The organism is Methanoculleus nereidis, from assembly GCF_032944295.1.
Classification (GTDB): domain Archaea; phylum Halobacteriota; class Methanomicrobia; order Methanomicrobiales; family Methanoculleaceae; genus Methanoculleus; species Methanoculleus nereidis.
The window spans coordinates 111632-128152 of sequence record NZ_JABFFQ010000007.1; the positions used below are offsets into that span (position 1 = coordinate 111632).

A 16521-nucleotide genomic window follows, 5' to 3' on the forward strand; every position below is an offset into this window, starting at 1 on the left:
CCTCCTTTCCCACAGCCGGGAAATTTCTTCAACCCATCCCTGTTCTTAACACGTTGAAACCGTTTATGTAATCCGGCTGGCGAACGAGATTTGCCTGCGGTGAACTACCCCCGCTGAAGGGCAAGGCATTCCACTCCGTCCCCCTCACCCCCGTAAGACAAAGTTTATTAGGCTTACGGGCACCAGAACGGAGATCGCGTGCGTTCCAAAGAAGTGGTTCTCGTTGCTCTGATCCTCCTCTATGCAGCCCTGGTCACCCCGGCGGCCATCGAAACCCTTTCCCGGGGACAGGGCGGGGCAGATTCGCCTGATTCGGCTTTTTCCAGTCCTTTTGCGGATCGTCGGGATATGGCAGCCGCCCATGCCGATGGCGATCAGGCATTCGGCGCCGAATCGAATCCCACGGGCAGTCCCGTCGGAGGAGGCGAAGGCTACCGCGAAAGAGTCGCGACGCCCGACCCGGAGGAGGACATCATCGTTGCGACCACGGACGAACTGCTTTCGGCTCTTTCGAGCGCGAAGGACGGCGACGTCATCCATATCGACGAGATGGCCCGGATCGACCTTACGGATACCCCGGGCGGAGCAACCATTCCGGGAGGCGTGACGCTCGCCGGCAACCGGGGAGGGAGAAGTACGACTGGATCGGCGGTATATCCGTTCGAGGTCGAGGAGCCGGACGAGTATTTCTTCTGGGTCCGTGCGTCGGCGCCCGGTGAGAAGAGCAGTCCCGTCTGGGTCTCGATAGACGGGGAAGGAACCTGGCGATGGGATCTCGAAACTGGTTCCGACTGGCACTGGAACGATGGAGGGGCCCACTACCTTTCCGGCGGCCGGCACAACCTGACCCTCCACTGGCGCGAGGACGGTTTGAAGGTCGATGAGATCCTCATCACCGGCGATGCAGACTACCTCCCCGATGCTGCCGGGCAGACGGGAGAGGTGCAGGCCAGGATGGAGGCGGAATCCGGGGAAATCTCCTCCCTGATGAAGGCAAACCCGGACGCCGCGGCATCGGGAGGCGCGTATCTCTCGCTCACGGATGATCCCGATGGAGAGGAATACCCCCTCTCCCCGGGCGGGACGATTTTCCAGGGAGCGGAAGTCTCCGGCGGCCCGGTCGCACTCATCGCCGGAGGAGAATACGTGAGGATCACCGGGATCCGCCTGGAAGGGCCAGATATGACGACCAGAAGGATTCGTCATCCGGGTCTCGGGATCTATTCGGCCTACCGGAACCTCGAGGTCGACAACTGTGAGATCCTGGGCTGGAGCGGTGCTGCAATCGGCATTGCCGGCACCGGCGGATCGGACATGAAGACCGGCGGGTACATCCACCACAACGACATCCACCACTGCCAGATGAAAGGGCTTGGATACGGTGTCGTGGTCTCCGGCGGGGCGGTGAGCCTGATCGAGGCGAATTACTTCGACTACTGCCGGCATGCGATCGCCGGAAGCGGGGTCGCCGGAGACGGTTACGAGGCACGCTACAACATCTGCGGCCCGAACTGGGTCTCGACGTCGCCCCACAACTTCGACATGCATGGAATAACATCCGATTCCGGCACGATCGCGGGAGACACCATCCGGATCCACCACAACACGTTCATGGCCACCGGCCCCATGAACGCATTCCCGGTTGCTATCCGGGGCGTTCCCCGCGACGGGGCGTACATCAACCATAACTGGTTCTACTACGACCTGGCGCCGCCGGTCAGGCAGACGGGAGGGGAGGGAAACGTCTTCGTAACGGACAACCTGATCGGGCAGAACGGGGAACTCTCGGCATCGGGCCCGATCGAGTATTACTGAACCGTCGCGAGAGCATCCCGATCTGCCCCGGAACGGGCATGCCGATGCCGCCGCACCCCGCGGAGAAGGGGGCGGAACATCCGCCATGCCCGATTCACCGGAGACTGCAAGCTCACCTTTATTAGGGTTGAGCAGCGAACGAGGGGCGTCATGAGTGGGGGCAGGGTGCGGAATGAAAAATCGATTGCTCGAGAAACTTGCCGATGCATTTCCGTACCTGGTATTGTCCGCCTACATCGCAGGCTGTATCTTCTGCATCCTGGTCGACAGGATGAGTTACCTTATCAACGGTTCGATCCTGGCGATCCCGGCAATCATCGGGTCGTTTGCATTCCTGGCAATTAAAAGAGAGGATATCGATCTCGCGGCCCGGCCGGTGTTGTTTTCATACACCCCTTCGGCACCGCAAAAACTCTTCCTGATACTGTACACGCTCACTATCCCGGCCCTTCTTCTGACACCCGCCGATTCCGGGTGGGGCCTGCTCACGGTGCCCTTCCTGTACGCCGTAATCCTCATCCAGATACTATCGTCACGGCCAGGGCCGGCGGTGGTGCTCTCTGAAGTCATGCTCACCCTCGTGGTCACGATCTACAGCTACACCCTGCGGCCGGCCCTGTACTTCGGGACGACCGATATCATGCCGCACGGGTATATGGCCACCATCACCTACCTCTCAGGGCACGTAATCCCGGGCGAACTCGGGACATACACCTACTTTCCCCTGTACCATGTGTTTGTAGCCGTATCTTCGCACATGCTCGGCCTGGACCTCCAGACCTCTCTCTTCATCGTCACCGGTCTCGTATTCTCCTCGACAGTTCTGTTCCTGTACCTGCTGGTCAACTACGTATTCAAAAACAAACAGATCGCCCTTCTGGCCGTTCTTCTCTACGCGGTGAATGCCGACGTCATATACTACGGCACCTACATGGTGACGAGAACCATGGCATATGTCGGGTTTCTCATCCTCCTCTACCTGCTCTATTCGATGGGCGGTGCGAAAGCCGAAGCAGGGAGTGCGGTCACAAGACCGGTCGCGAGGAGGGGCCTTGCCGTGATTGTGGTCGTCTTTATCCTCCTGACGCATCAGGTCTCCATGCCCATGATCATCATCCTGTTCGGGCTCTTATTTCTCCTCGAACGGGTTGCCGGCGAGAGAAGATACATCAGTCCGGCCTTCCTGATGGTTGCCGTCTCCCTGCTCGCCTGGTACTGGCTCTTCATAGCCTACTCGTTCATAGACGATCTCTTCCCACGCGCAGATCCGTCCCTGTACCAGAACATCGTCCTCACCGAGGTGGTGCACGAGGGCTGGACGTTTCTGCTCAATCAGGTCGATACTCTCTTTGTCGTGTTTTTCTCGTTGATCGGGGCGGTCTATCTCATATGGAAGCAGCAGCCGAAGTACTCGATCGTCTTCGGCGTAACGGGGTTGATGGCGATCATCCTGAACGTGCCGGGCGTCCTTACGGTGATCTTCCAGGCGGTTTCGATACTCCGGATCGACCGGTTTGCGATCCTGTTTCTGCCGATTCTTGCCGTGGCAACGGGTGTCGGCATATACATCCTCGCCCGATACCTCATCGCCCTGAAAATGCCGCCGGGACGGGCCGGGGCGATTCTCGTCGTGCTGATTGTTCTCTACGGCATCGGAACCCTCGGGTTTCTCGGAGCAGAGGCGGGCTACATTCGCTACTCGTTCAACCAGGACGAGATGACCGGGTTCGAACATGTGCTGGAGACGGTGCCGAGCGGGTCGCCGCTGCACTCGGACTACTATACGCTGCGGTTCTTCGAGCGAAAAGAGATAACCGATTCCGAACGTCTGGGACTGCCGTACTACACCATTTATCTGTTAAGGACCGACCTGGAGCTGCCGGCGGGGGAAGGGGGCTATATCGTTCTCCCGAGCAACCAGCTCCGGCACGGCGGGCTGCTCTTCGGGGAGGAGGCTGCGATAGATGAGACCGAGTTCGATCCGGAAGACACCCTTCAGGCCTACCTGCCCACGGAGCGAAATATTCGAAACGTCACCGGCAGGCTATCCGCAACGGACAGGGTTTACTCAAACAACGGCGTCGAAGTGTATCGTCTCCCCCAATGACGAAATGAGGGACGGGTTAGATCGAACGGCGCCGCACAAAAGGATCGTATCAAGGCGGATCGAACCCGCATGAGGGCGGACGGTGCGGGGAGAGAGGGGGTGCTGCCGTGAATGTCCTGCTTTGAGCCTTTTGTGGGCGAAACCCGGCTATAGGACGGCATCCCCGCAAACAATATATACGATGTCCCCCTGATGCGCCCCGTTATGTCCGACGGAAATTCCTTTAAATTTGGCGTGTTTTTGGGATTTGGCGGCAATTTGTTCGTTTCCGGGCCAAGTGCTGCACACGCGGATCGAGGGACGGTGCCATCCTCGCACTCAAGGAAGTCATCATCGAAGTGCGCCCGTAAACTGGCAAAACATCGCCATGATGCCGTTCTTACGGCCAGGCGTCCATCCCGGGTGCCGCGGCCGTCGACCCTTGCCATCGGCCAGAACGCCAGGGCGGATTTTAAGCGCGGCACACTGGTGGAGGGCCTCTTTTCAGGGTCGGGTGAGAGTGGTGCAGGTACGGAAGCCAGGCCGGCGGCAGGAAGATGCCTTCACCCCCACATCCGGAGAGGGGGCGTCCCGCCGGCCGAAAACCCGTCGGATAATCTCCGGGGTGCGCCATGAAGGTTGCCCAGATAACGCCCTATTTTCTCCCGCATAACGGCGGGATGGAGATGTACGTCTATAACCTGAGCAGAAGCCTGATCGACGACGGCCATACGGTAGAGGTGATAACCGCAAACGTCCCCGAGGGGCGGCCGCTCGAAGTCATGGACGGAATTCTCGTCAGAAGACTGAGATGCATCGGAGAACCGTTGCGAAATCCTCTTGTTCCGTCCATATTCTTTCTCTTAAACGAACTCAAGAAATTCGACGTCATCCACATCCATAACCTCTACAGCTTCACCGCCCTCACCTTTCCCCTGCTGAAGAAGTTCTGTAAGATCCCCCTTGTTCTGACGCATCACGGCCAGTTGATGTTCGGCGAGCCCATGAAGGACGTATGCGTGCGGCTCTATGAGAAGAGTGCAAAGGGGGTCATCCTGGACTCCGTCGATAAGACCGTGGCCCTCTCCGAATCGGATGCCCGGCATATCGCGCTTCGCAACAATGCGCCGGCACGCCGTTACACATCGGCCGCGCCTCGGAGCGTCGTCACAATCCCAAATGGTTACAACGGCACAAAGTTCCGTCCCATGGATACCGGGGAGTGCCGGAAGAAGCTGGGTTTGCCCTCCGACAAGAAGGTGATCCTGAACGTTGGGAGGCTGTACGGCGCGGTCAAGGGTCACGAATACCTCATCGAAGCGATGTCCAGGATCGTAAATGAGCAAAGGGACGTCCTGTGCGTGATAGTCGGCGCAGGAAGGCTCCATGGAACGCTTGAGAACCGGATTCGCTCGCTCGGTCTCGAGGATTACGTCGTGCTCGCCGGCGGGAGACCGCACGACGAGATCCCCTTCTGGTTGAACGCCTGCGACCTCTTCGTTCTGCCGAGCCTCAGCGAAGGCAATCCGACGGTCATGTTCGAAGCCTTCGGATGCGGGAAGCCTTTCGTGGGGACGAGCGTCGGCGGGGTGCCGGAGGTCATCACTTCCGACGAGTATGGTCTGCTGGTCGATCCTGCCGATTCCAGCGGCCTGGCCGGGGCGATCCTGGAGGCGCTGGACAGAGATTGGGATGGGGAAGCGATTCGCGCATTTTCGGAGCGATACACATGGGAGAACATCAGCAGGGAGATCGTGGACGTATACGGTCAGGTGAGGTTATGACGACGGCAAAGACCCCGGGTGCTGCCGCGCTCACAGACGATGCCGGCAGGGCCGGGAGGTTCGCACAGCGACTGCAACACACCCTCCAAATCAGCAGAACCGGGGTGCCCGCATGAGGCTGCTCGTCTGCACAACGGAATATTTCCCCCACGGAGCAGGCATCGCCAATGTGGTGTACAACATCGTAGAGCGACTCAAAGGGAAAGGCGTCGAGTGTACGGTTTGTTCTCCGAAAGGCCCGGATATCAGGCTTGGGAACTGGCCGCTGATCGAGAAAGCGGGCGTTGTCGGACTGCTCAATTACTGGTACCGGGTCTCGCGGCATTTCAAAGACAGCGACTACGATGCGGCATGGCTCCAGAACCCCTTCATCGTCACCGAAAATCCGTTCAAACGCTGCCTGGTGACGATGCACTCGACGTACTCCGGATCGAGCGCCCGGAAAGTAGGGGACCTCCCCATTCACCTGTACGAGTCGGCCGTTGCCCGTATCGAGCGCACCTGCCTGATCCGTATGCCCCCCACCACCCTCTTCACCGGGGTCGGGCAACCGGTTCGCGAGGAACTGGCTCGAATCGGGGTCGCACGGGAGAGGATATCCTACATCCCGAACGGGGTCGATGTCCGGCGGTTCCGTCCATCTCGCGACAAGGCAGGTATCCGCAAGAGGTTCGGCATCCCGGATGAGGGCGTTCTCCTCCTGAGCGTCGGACGGCTGACTCCCGCAAAACGGCCGTTTGCCATGCTCGAGGCCTTCTCGCGCCTCGAGAAGAAACGCCGGGATGTGACCCTCTGCATCGCCGGCGGGGGCGAACTCCTGAATGCCGCAAAGAACCTGGCACGGAGACTGGGACTGCAGAACGTCCTCTTCCTCGGGAGCGTGGACCATGCCCGGGATCTCCCCGATCTCTATGCGTGCGCCGATTACTACATCATGGCCTCGAAGTACGAGGGGGGAATGCCCCCTCTCACTCTTGCGGAAGCGATGGCCTCGGGACTGCCGTGCATCGTCTCCGGCATCCCCAACCTCGGGATGGTGAGAGACGCGGATGCCGGGGTAACGATCGATTTCGAGGATGCCGAACAGGCCGGCGATGAGATTCTCCGCTACCTCGGCAGGGAGCATCCCGACCACGCGGCGAATGCGAGGAGATACGCCGTGGAGACACTGGACTGGGAGGTTCTTTCGGGGAGATACGTGCGCATCTTCGAGCAGCTGGTCGCCGGTGATCCGGGTGACGATGTGTCCCCTGCCCGGACTCTTCCCGCCGGTGCAAGAACAGGCGCCGGACACCTGGAATATCGCAGCCCTCGCGGAGGTCGTTAGTTATAAACCGGATCGGGATGTCACTACCGGCAGGTGCCCGTATGGATGTCATCGTTCTTGACGCACACCCGGTGGAAGACGTGCGAATTGCAAGGCATATCACCTATCTCGCGGACAGGGGGGTGAACGTCTGCCGGATACACTACAACTACACGGACGAGTCCGCAAAACCGGGGATCTTCTCCCAGAACAACGTGGAAGGGTTCAGGATCAACCATCTGCCTCTGCGGGGGAAAGCCAGGACGCTGTCGTTCATGGGGTACTGTCTAAGCCCGAAGATACTGGCCGGGTGCCGCGAAGCGCTCGATGCCCTCGATATCGATCCGGGACGGCCGTCGGTTCTCCACGTGCACGACCCCCTGCTGCTGCCGTTGGCCGCGATGCTAGTGAAGACCGGCCTGCAAAACTCCAGGGTGGTCTACGACAGGCATGAAGTCTACGAGGAATGGCTCCACTTCGGGCGGGTATCCATACCGGTCTTTTACGAGAACCGTGCAAAGAGGTGGATCTCCGGAACGGTCGTCGTCTCGGAGCACCATCTCGACGCGGTCAGGAAGTTGTTTCCGGGTTCCCGTGCTATAGCGGTTCCGAACTACGCGGCATCCGCGGCTTACGATCCTGATGCGATAGATGCAAAGATTCGCCGGGTCGAGCCGGGGGCGCAGATACACGCAGTCTATATCGGGAGCCTCAACAACCTGGCCGATAGAGACGTCGACCTCCTCCTCGAGATTGCGGATGCGGCCATCCGGTCGTACGACAACGTGACCTTCTTCGTCGGCGGAACCTCGCTCGACAACGATTCGAGAGTGAAACTCGACGAACTTGCCGGAAAACATAACGGCAGGTTCCGGTCCCTCGGCTACGTCCCCTGGGAAAAGACCGTCAAACTCACCGAGAAAGCACATATCGGCTTCCTCCTCGTGAGGCCGGACGCGAAATACTGGGTGAAGACCTCGCCCAACAAGATCTTCGAGTACCTGGCGTGCGGCACGGTTCCCATCGTCAGGGCGGACGTCGATCATGCCGAACAACTGAAGGATTGTTCGCTGATCTTCGACCGATCGGACGAGAACGAGGTCATCATAAAGGCGGTTCTCGATCTGCTCGGCAATCCCGAAGACCTGGCACGGCATATGAGGGGTGCAAGGGAACTGAGCGCCGCCTATACCTGGGAGTCCGTAGCGTGCCGGTATATTGAATTGTATTCCGCGATGCTGGACGGAAAGTGTTAATGCCGGTGTCGATTAAGGTGACTCTCCAATCCAGGTGGCGCAAATGGTTCAAGTAGAGGTCAGGAGATTGTATGCCGACGAACTTCCTGCGTGGGACGAACTGGTCGCCGCCTCCCCTCAGGGAACGATCTTTCATTCGAGCGACTGGCTGGTCCGGACCGCTTCGTCCCTGAACCGGACTCCGATGATACTCGGGTGCTACGAAGACGGGGACCTGATCGGGGGCTGCCCGCTCCTTCTGTCGAATCCGTACGGACTGCTCAGGACGGCTTCTTCCGCAGCGCTGCTGGCCCCTTACGGCGGAGTCGTGACGTCCGGCATAGAGAGCACGAAACGAAGAGAGCGGGAACTGCACACCAACAACATCATCGCATCCGTCTGCAGCCGTATCGCCCGGATGAGGTTCGCTCACGTAGAACTGGTTCATTCTCCGTGGTTTGAGGATATCCGGTGGTTTACCCGGAACGGATGGGATGCGAAGGTCTACTACACGTATGTGCTGCCGACCGACGGCGATGTCTTCAGCCGCATCTCGAAAAACGCACGGAGAAGTATCAACAGGGCAGAAAAACAGGGCATTACGACGGAAAAACAATTCGATGCCGGGGCTTACTGGATGCTCACCGTGAATACCTTCGAGAGACAGAACTCCCGCCCCCCGTTCACCAAAAAGCACCTTTTCGATATGCTGGATGCAATCCGGGAGAAGAGCCTCGGCGAGATGTGGGTCGCCAGGACACCTTCCGGGGAGATAGCTGCGGCCGAAGTCGTCGTTTACGACTCGAAGATGGTTCATCGCTGGTCCGCCGCCTCCGCGGAAGAGCACCTCTCCACCGGAGCGGCCTCGCTTCTTCTCGGCGAGGTCATCGCGCACTTCGCGGAGCGGAACTATCCGTCGATCAACCTGATGGCGGGGAATATGGCAAATCTGAGTGCGTTCATAGCAACCTTCAACCCGGATCTCGTTCCGTACTACGGCGTCGAATCGTCCGGCATCAGGTACGGCATCTTAAGAAGCGTGAACAAGCGCATGCGGGGCATGGCCTCACGGGCCGCCCGTCCTGCACCCCTATAGCGGAGAGGCTGCGGCGCGCGGAACCCGATTCCGAACGGGTTCCGGCTTCCGACGGCACCGGGCGCCCCGTACGAACCCCGGGCCGAAGAAGATCCGGACGGCCTCGCCGGTGGAAGATATTTTATATCGTATCCGAGAGGTGTGCCCCCATGACATACTCAATCGAACCGCTATCCAGGGATAACGCTGATCGATGGGACGCATTCAACAACCGCTCCCCGGAAGGGACGCTCTTCCACAGCCTGAAGTGGAAACAGGTTCTTGAGGATGCGCTCCACCCGAAACTGAAGTATTACCTCATCCTGGACGGCGAGGACGTCGTCGGGATAAGCCCCTGGGCCGAAGAGTCGGCGTTGAACTTCAGGGGACTGATCAGCATCCCCCAATCCGACGCGAACAACATCGTGCTGGACGGCGGATTCGATCCCGGCCGTTTCAACGATCTCCTCTCGCTGTTCACGAAGGACCACTCGTTCCTGCACTTCAACACCTATCGCCCGAACCTTCTCTCCGGGATAACCTACGCCAGTTATTCCGGCGGGGAGACCGGGGATATGGTGACGGACCTGAAGAAGAGAGCCCCCGAAGCCATATGGGGCACTCTGTCGAAAAAGACGACAAAGAGCATCCTCAGGTTTCCCCGGGAGGGGTTCGAACTGCAGGAGATCGATCGAAAGTCCGACATCGGGTTGTTCTACCGGTATTACGAGAAGAACATGATGCACATAAACGGAGAGATCCTGCCGCTCTCGTTCTTTGAGACGCTCTGGGATCACTTCTCTCCGGATCACCTGAGGATTGCGGTCCTGGCAAAAGACGACACCGTTGCCGGGGGGTCGGCGGCATTTATGGATCCGGTCAAAAAGACGGTTTATTTCGGATACCTGGCTCTCAACCGCGACCTTCCGCATTACACCCCCACATACTACATGGATTGGGATCTGATCAACTGGGCGTGGGAGAACGGCTATGAGAGGGTTTCCCTGGGGCGGCAGAAAGCGGACCCGGACAACCCCCGCTTCCGGGATAAGGCAAAACTCGGGGCAGAACATATTCCGATCCATTCAAGGCTGGTCCTGTTCTCGAAACCGACGCAGATACTCTACAGGATAAAAACGCTGATCCCGGGAAGTCGAAACGCTTAATTGAAGGGGATACTCATGCACGCCGGGCGGTCGGGGGTATGAGACGGCTGGAAGTGAGAGAACTCGGGAGCGCTGAATTCGAGGCGTGGGATGCGCTGGTCGCCGATTCGGCACAGGGGACAGTCTTTCATTCGAGCGACTGGCTGGTAGAGAACGCTCTCCTGCTGGATCAGACCCTGATCCTTCTCGGGTGCTACGCCGGCGAGGAGTTGAACGGGGGCTGCCCCCTCTACCTCTCGCGCCCCTATCGCCTTCTCCACGTGGCCTCCTCAAAGGCGGTATCGACCCCCTACGGGGGGGTGGTGATCTCCGATATAGGTGAGGCAAAACAGAGGACAAAGGAGATGCACACGCGCCGGATCATCGCCGCGATACTCGAGCACATCACCCGGCAGGGGTTTGACTACGTAGACCTGGTGAACGCACCGGGCCTGGAGGACATCCGGGCGTTCACGCAGCAGGGGTGGAACCCGGCGGTCTACTACACCTACGTGCTGCCCACGCATACCGATCTCCTCAAGACCGCATCGAAAGATGTGCGGCAGAATGTCCGCAAAGCCCGGAGACAGGGTATTTCTTCGGCCGGGAAGTTCGACCCGGATGTCTTCTGGAACCTCCTTGTCCGTACGTTTGCAAAACAGGGTAAAGAACCTCCCGTCAGCGAGAGGCATCTTAGAGGCATGCTGGGTCTCATCAAAGAGAAAGGGATTGGTGAGATGCGGGTTGCGAGCATGCCCTCAGGAGAGGTGGCCGCTGCCGAAGTCACCCTGTGGGACGCGAAGATGGCTCACAGTCTGTTTGCCGCCGCCTCTCCGGAGCACCTCTCCACCGGGGCGGCAACGCTGCTCTGTTACGACAATGTCAATTCGCTCAACGAACAGAATCACAGGATGCTGAACCTGATGGCAGGAAACATCCCTCATCTCAGTGCGTTCATCTCCGGGTTCAATCCCCGGCTTGTCCCCTACTATGGTGCCGAGTATCCCCGGTTCAGGTATCGCATCCTCAAGCGGCTGAAGGACGGCATGTATCCGGACAACTATGCCCGGTAAAAGAACTCTCAACGTACCCCGGCCCGTACTCCCCGGAAAGGTATACATGCTCTTACCCCGGTATGCAGGGGAAGAGGCCGTCCCGGACATGATGGATCTGCTCAGGCAGGATAGAGAGGTATGGGACCTGTTCACCCGAAAGGAGGAGTACGAGGAGTCCGACCGCGACCGGTTCGACCGGTTTCCGTACTACCAGAGCCGCCACCGTGACGTATTCGCGCCCCGGGCATCGCAGGTCCTGGTGGAGAACGGTTTTTCCTGCGAATACCCCGAATCTCAGCCGTTTGCAATCTGCCTCTCGCACGACGTCGACACCGTTTACCAGCCCCTCCATGTCAGGGGGTTTGAGATCGTAAAAGCGCTCAGAGCAAGGAGGCTCCTCCATGCAGGAAACATCATCGGACAACTGAGTCCCAGAAAGTGCCGGGAACAGACGTTCGAGGAGATCACCGGACTCGAGGAGTCATACGGCGCACGATCCACCTTTTACTTTCTGGCACTGGAAAAGGGGGCACGGGAATACGCGTACCCGATTGAAGACCTGGAGCGGGAGATGTCCGCACTCCGGGATAGGGGATGGGAAATCGGCCTGCATGGAGGGTGCGAAGCCTACCGCGACTTTGACACCCTGGTGAAAGAGAAACGGTATCTGGAGAGAGTCCTTAACCGGAAAGTAACCGGGTATAGAAGTCATTACCTCAGGTTCCGCGTCCCGGAGACCTGGGAACTGCTGGAGAGAGCGGGATTCCTGTACGACACCACCCTCGGGTATCCTGACTGCATCGGGTTTAGAAACGGCATGTGCCACCCGTTCCGGCCGTTCAACCTTAATCGCGAAAGAGAGATGGCGATCCTGGAGATCCCGCTCGTGGTGATGGACCGGACGCTGCTTCTGCACATGCGCCTGAACCCGGAGCGGGCCTGGAACCGGATGAAGCGCCTCCTCGAGGCGGTCGAGCGGTATCACGGCGTGATCACCGTCCTCTGGCACAACGAGTTCATGAACGGCGATCCGCTCCGGTTTTACCGGAAAATCCTTGAGTATGGCCATGAAAAGGGCGCCTGGATGACCGGCGGTCATGAGATCGCGGCATGGTGGAGGAGAGGGAGGATGCGCCCGCCCGCCGGGCCGTGAAGGCTTCGGACGGGATACGGTGCCGGTCACCGGAACAGGCCCAGCCGCTCCATCCAGTCGAGGTGTTTTGCGGGGATAAGCCCCTGGGCCATCCCCATGAGTTCCCTGCGGACCAGGGTATCGGTGAAGAAGAGCAGGAGATAGTAGGCGATCGCGGTCATCCCCGCAATCCCGAGCAGGATGATGAGCGGGAGGTCCAGGAACTTACCGCCGATGAGGGGGACGGAGATGGCGATGCTGAGCAGCAGGTGCCGGATCAGGCTGAGGGTGCTGTCCCGGTATCCGGCCCCGGAAACCCGGACGAGGTACGCAGCCTTCGATCCCCATATGAGCGTGCCGCCGATTGAAAAGAGGGCGAGCGTGGCGATAGGGTCCCCGGTGATGCCACCGACGTAGAAGATGATCGCCCATGTAAGGAGGGTCAGGATCTCAAACGAGAGGTAACTCCTCTGCCGTTCGAGAACCCCGAACAGGGATGAGATCGGTGAGAATATGAAGACCGTGAAGATCCAGGGGGCAAGGAGCATCGCATACGTGCCCGCCGTGAGCCAGTCCGCACCGAAGACGAAGGCGAAGAGATCCTCGGCAAGGATGGTGAATACGACGAAGGGAAAGATGCCGATGGAGATGAGTCTCGTGTGGATCTCCCGGACAACGCTCTTGACGCTCCCGGTGCGGTTCTTCTCCTCACTCGCCTTCTGGTAAAACACCTGCGAGATCGCCGTCCCTACCATTCCCATGGGCAGCCTCACCGCCATCATGGCGAGGGCGTAATACCCGAGAATCGCAGGGTTGAAGAAGTAGGCGAGCATGAACGCCGGCAGTTCCCAGGAGAGGCTGTTTGCAAGGCCCCCGGCGGAGCCGTAGATCGCGAAATCCCTGTACCGGACGGCGATATCCTTCATCCGCTTTACCCTGACGGTTTTCAGGAGTTCGACATCTTCCGTCAGCCCTCTGAGCATGTAGAGAACGGCGAAGCCCATACCCGCCACCGAACCGAGGATAAGTCCCAGGGGCGAGGCAGCGACCAGCCCTCCCCCGATCTGGACCGTCCGGGTGGAGATCGAATTCACGACGATGCCTCTGGAGAGAACGCCGTACTGCACCTTCCGTGAGAGCCATTCGTTCAGGATTGCGAAGATGCTGCTGAGGGCGACGAATACCGGCAGCCATATGAAGTATTCGGCTATCATCGGGGTCTCGAAGAAAGCGGCGAACCAATCCCCGAACCCGATGAAGACAGCTCCGATTGCGGCGGATACCCCCAGTATGCAGACGGTGCAGAGGGCAAACGCGTTTATAGACTCCTCGTCCGTCTTCGGCAGCATGATGACGTAGTCATACGAGAGCGAAGAGACGACCACGGCCACCGTTCCGATGGAGAGGAAGAGCTGGTTGACTCCGAAGAATTCCGGCGAGTAGAGCCGCGTAATCACGGGGATGAGGATGATGCCGGTCACCTGGGCGATCATGGTGCCCGTCGTCAGTTTGAAGATGTTGCCGAGAAAACTCGCCATGGACCCTCGCGTCACCTACACCCATGATATACTTTGCCCGACCACCGGCGGATCGCCACCGGGTGCTTGCCGGCCCGTTCTGCCGGGCAGCCGCAGGTGATATATACGATACGCACGATTCCGGTCCGGTTACAGCGATGCATGAAAAGAGATTGCACCGGCCGTTCTCATCGTCCGGGTGCTCACCGCGAGCGGCCTTATGGAGATACTCTATATCTGGGATTTGAAGGCTACCATAGCCGCAGTGCTTGCTTTGGTCATCGTTGCCGCCTACGTGATCCGCCCGATGCTCCGGAAGTCCGACCGCATCCGCAACCTGGATCGCACGGCGGTAGCCTGCGCGGCACTCTTCGGCCTGATAGTTTACCTGAGGATACTGGAACTGGCCGAATACTGGGGTTGAGCGGCGGGTAAGGATAATCTCCGGCGCAATCATCATCATCTCGCAAAAGGTCCTACGTTTCACCGGCCCGCCGTTCTATCATCGATGCCAGGAAGTTGAGGATCAGTCCAGACGAGACCAGCAATAGCCCGAGAATGAGTGCGGTTATCCCCAACGTGAATATGACGTAATGAAACTGGTTGATCCGGTAGAACTCGGAGAAGGTGTAGATCTCAAGAGCGAACCCGAAGAGCGCGATAACCCCGCCCGGTATTCCGAAGAAGAGCAGCGGCCGCTTATACCCGATCAGCCCCACGATCCGGGCGAGCACCCCGAAGCCGTGGGAGATCGGGTTCTTCTTGTGCTTGTGGGGAACGTCGTAGGTAACTGAGATCGGGACCTCGGTCACCCGGAGGTTGAGAGAGGCGAAGTGAGCGATCATGTCGGACTCGATGTTGTACCCCTCCGATGCGAAGGTGAGGTTCTCGAGGGCCCGCCGGGAGAGGGCCCGAAAGCCCGACTGCGAATCCGTCGTCGCGAAACCGCCGCCGTCAACCGAGAGGTTCGTGAACCCGGTGAGCACCACCTGCCCTGCCCGCCGGTAAGCGGGGATCTCTGCCCGGGTATCCAGGAACCGGGAGCCGATGACCAGATCGGCCTCGCCGGCAAGCACCGGCGCCGCGACGATTGGGATCTCGCCCGGGTCGTGCTGGCCGTCGCCGTCGAGCATGACGACGGCGTCGTAGCCGAGCTCGCGAGCCCGGGCAAACCCGGCCATCATCGCTTTCGCCTTACCGCCGTTCTCCGGCAGCCTGATGACGTCGGCACCGGCGAGCCGGGCGGTCTCGGCGGTCCGGTCGAGCGAACCGTCGTCGACGACGATCACCCGGTCGGCGTGCCTCTTCGCCTGAAGGACGATGGAGCCGATGACGAGTGCCTCGTTGTATGCAGGAGCGACAACCGCGAACGGGCAGGGTTCCGCCCCGGGAATTGCCGAAACACCCGTCACGCCGCTTGATCCCCCCATGAGCGCTCCGCCGGAGGAGCGAATCTCTTCCGGGAGCGGGGTCCACCCTCCGGAGAGGTGACCGGAAGAGGGGGACGGCGCATACCCTGCAGGCTGCTTCCCGCGTGCATCTGCCGCACGACCGGCCGTGTCGTTGCTCCTGCCGTTAGCGTGTATCGGCGGGGAATTGCCGTTGCCCGCGAGGAAAAACCCAGGATCCTTCATGTTCGCACCGCCGGAAGCCTCGGCCGCAACGGAAAGAATAGATTCTGGCCAGTGCACGTGAAACCCTCCATCGCAGTACCTCCCGGGAGTTCCTCTGAACGGGTAGGCCGCCAGAAGGAAGGATCGGGAACGGATCCGAGGAGTTGCTCGGCCCCATCACACCACGCTGGGTCTGCCATGCGGCTCCTGACATATATACATTCCTGCGGCGAAGTCCCGTACGGGTGCCGGCATCCGGTTCGCCAGCATCGGCGTTGACGAATAGACCGGAAAATATGACGAATTGAGAGAAGAGCCCGTCTCGAAACGGCTGCTTTGCTGCAGGATCCGGAGGAACCGAATAGCGCCGAAACCCATAGCCGCCTGTTTGCCGTTGACGACGATCACACCCGCACGACATCTTCATGAAGGAAACGGTTGCGGCCGCTCGAGGAGACGCACAGTCCGACCGGGAGCAAACGGACAAAATAGCGGTGCCCGGCGCATAGGCCTCCTCCGCAGGATGGCGGCATCAGCCCCCTGCTTCATCACCGGTCAGTGGGGGTAACTCTCATCATCTGCCGCCTGACGATCCAGGTACATACTCGGTGCATGAGCAATTAATGGTTCGGCATCGCGAGTTCCACCGTTGCCGGAGCCGCACCATACCGCGCCGGGATTCTGGAACTCCCCGAAAGCCATATGCGTCGAGATACGCATGCCGGGGGCATAATCAGGGCAAAATATATATTGTCGCA

Annotated in this window: 12 protein-coding genes; 10 read left to right on the forward strand and 2 right to left on the reverse strand. The window is 59.5% G+C overall.

Going from position 1 to position 16521, the window contains the following annotated elements:
* Positions 1 to 198 precede the first annotated feature (198 nt).
* The 9 genes from HL657_RS09735 (at position 199) to HL657_RS09775 (ending at position 12654) form a co-directional block, all read left to right on the forward strand.
* Entirely contained in the window at positions 199 to 1815 is a 1617-nt protein-coding gene (locus HL657_RS09735; RefSeq protein WP_317296623.1) for a hypothetical protein, read from the forward strand.
* 172 nt (positions 1816 to 1987) lie between these two features.
* Positions 1988 to 3922: a hypothetical protein gene (locus HL657_RS09740; RefSeq protein ID WP_317296624.1), complete on the forward strand. Its 1935-nt coding sequence runs from the start codon at positions 1988 to 1990 to the stop codon at positions 3920 to 3922.
* A 611-nt stretch (positions 3923 to 4533) separates the two neighbouring features.
* Entirely contained in the window at positions 4534 to 5685 is a 1152-nt protein-coding gene (locus tag HL657_RS09745; protein WP_317296625.1) for a glycosyltransferase family 4 protein, read from the forward strand.
* 112 nt (positions 5686 to 5797) lie between these two features.
* A complete protein-coding gene (locus HL657_RS09750) occupies positions 5798 to 7012 on the forward strand; it encodes a glycosyltransferase family 4 protein (protein WP_317296626.1) in 1215 nt (404 codons plus the stop codon).
* Positions 7013 to 7053: 41 nt separating this feature from the next.
* On the forward strand, positions 7054 to 8247 hold the full coding sequence (locus HL657_RS09755) for a glycosyltransferase (RefSeq protein ID WP_317296627.1): 1194 nt from the start codon (positions 7054 to 7056) through the stop codon (positions 8245 to 8247).
* A 43-nt stretch (positions 8248 to 8290) separates the two neighbouring features.
* Positions 8291 to 9322 (forward strand): GNAT family N-acetyltransferase, encoded by a 1032-nt coding sequence (locus tag HL657_RS09760; protein ID WP_317296628.1) that lies wholly within the window; start codon positions 8291 to 8293, stop codon positions 9320 to 9322.
* A gap of 149 nt (positions 9323 to 9471) precedes the next feature.
* A complete protein-coding gene (locus HL657_RS09765; RefSeq protein ID WP_317296629.1) occupies positions 9472 to 10467 on the forward strand; it encodes a GNAT family N-acetyltransferase in 996 nt (331 codons plus the stop codon).
* Between the two features lie 38 nt (positions 10468 to 10505).
* Positions 10506 to 11519: a GNAT family N-acetyltransferase gene (locus HL657_RS09770; RefSeq protein ID WP_317296630.1), complete on the forward strand. Its 1014-nt coding sequence runs from the start codon at positions 10506 to 10508 to the stop codon at positions 11517 to 11519.
* A gap of 46 nt (positions 11520 to 11565) precedes the next feature.
* Positions 11566 to 12654 carry a polysaccharide deacetylase family protein gene (locus HL657_RS09775; protein ID WP_317296631.1) on the forward strand — a complete coding sequence of 363 codons (1089 nt, stop codon included), beginning with the start codon at positions 11566 to 11568 and terminating at the stop codon, positions 12652 to 12654.
* A gap of 26 nt (positions 12655 to 12680) precedes the next feature.
* Here HL657_RS09775 and HL657_RS09780 read toward each other — a convergent pair whose 3' ends face one another.
* On the reverse strand, positions 12681 to 14171 hold the full coding sequence (locus HL657_RS09780) for a lipopolysaccharide biosynthesis protein (protein ID WP_317296632.1): 1491 nt from the start codon (positions 14169 to 14171) through the stop codon (positions 12681 to 12683).
* 244 nt (positions 14172 to 14415) lie between these two features.
* On the opposite strand from HL657_RS09780, the gene HL657_RS09785 reads away from it, so the two are divergent.
* Positions 14416 to 14574, forward strand: coding sequence for a hypothetical protein (locus HL657_RS09785; protein ID WP_317296633.1), 159 nt, complete (start codon positions 14416 to 14418; stop codon positions 14572 to 14574).
* A 52-nt stretch (positions 14575 to 14626) separates the two neighbouring features.
* On the opposite strand, the gene HL657_RS09790 is transcribed toward HL657_RS09785, so the two are convergent.
* Positions 14627 to 15784, reverse strand: a complete 1158-nt coding sequence (locus tag HL657_RS09790) for a glycosyltransferase family 2 protein (protein WP_317296634.1) — start codon at positions 15782 to 15784, stop codon at positions 14627 to 14629.
* Between the last annotated feature and the right edge of the window lie 737 nt (positions 15785 to 16521).

Bases quoted from the DNA above. Each gene is read 5' to 3' on its own strand.
- HL657_RS09775 (WP_317296631.1), top strand. From the start codon at position 11,566: ATGCTCTTACCCCGGTATGCAGGGGAAGAGGCCGTCCCGGACATGATG.
- HL657_RS09750 (WP_317296626.1), top strand. From the start codon at position 5,798: ATGAGGCTGCTCGTCTGCACAACGGAATATTTCCCCCACGGAGCAGGC.
- HL657_RS09765 (WP_317296629.1), top strand. From the start codon at position 9,472: ATGACATACTCAATCGAACCGCTATCCAGGGATAACGCTGATCGATGG.
- HL657_RS09770 (WP_317296630.1), top strand. From the start codon at position 10,506: ATGAGACGGCTGGAAGTGAGAGAACTCGGGAGCGCTGAATTCGAGGCG.
- HL657_RS09745 (WP_317296625.1), top strand. From the start codon at position 4,534: ATGAAGGTTGCCCAGATAACGCCCTATTTTCTCCCGCATAACGGCGGG.
- HL657_RS09780 (WP_317296632.1), bottom strand. From the start codon at position 14,171: ATGGCGAGTTTTCTCGGCAACATCTTCAAACTGACGACGGGCACCATG.
- HL657_RS09760 (WP_317296628.1), top strand. From the start codon at position 8,291: ATGGTTCAAGTAGAGGTCAGGAGATTGTATGCCGACGAACTTCCTGCG.
- HL657_RS09755 (WP_317296627.1), top strand. From the start codon at position 7,054: ATGGATGTCATCGTTCTTGACGCACACCCGGTGGAAGACGTGCGAATT.
- HL657_RS09790 (WP_317296634.1), bottom strand. From the start codon at position 15,784: ATGAAGGATCCTGGGTTTTTCCTCGCGGGCAACGGCAATTCCCCGCCG.
- HL657_RS09740 (WP_317296624.1), top strand. From the start codon at position 1,988: ATGAAAAATCGATTGCTCGAGAAACTTGCCGATGCATTTCCGTACCTG.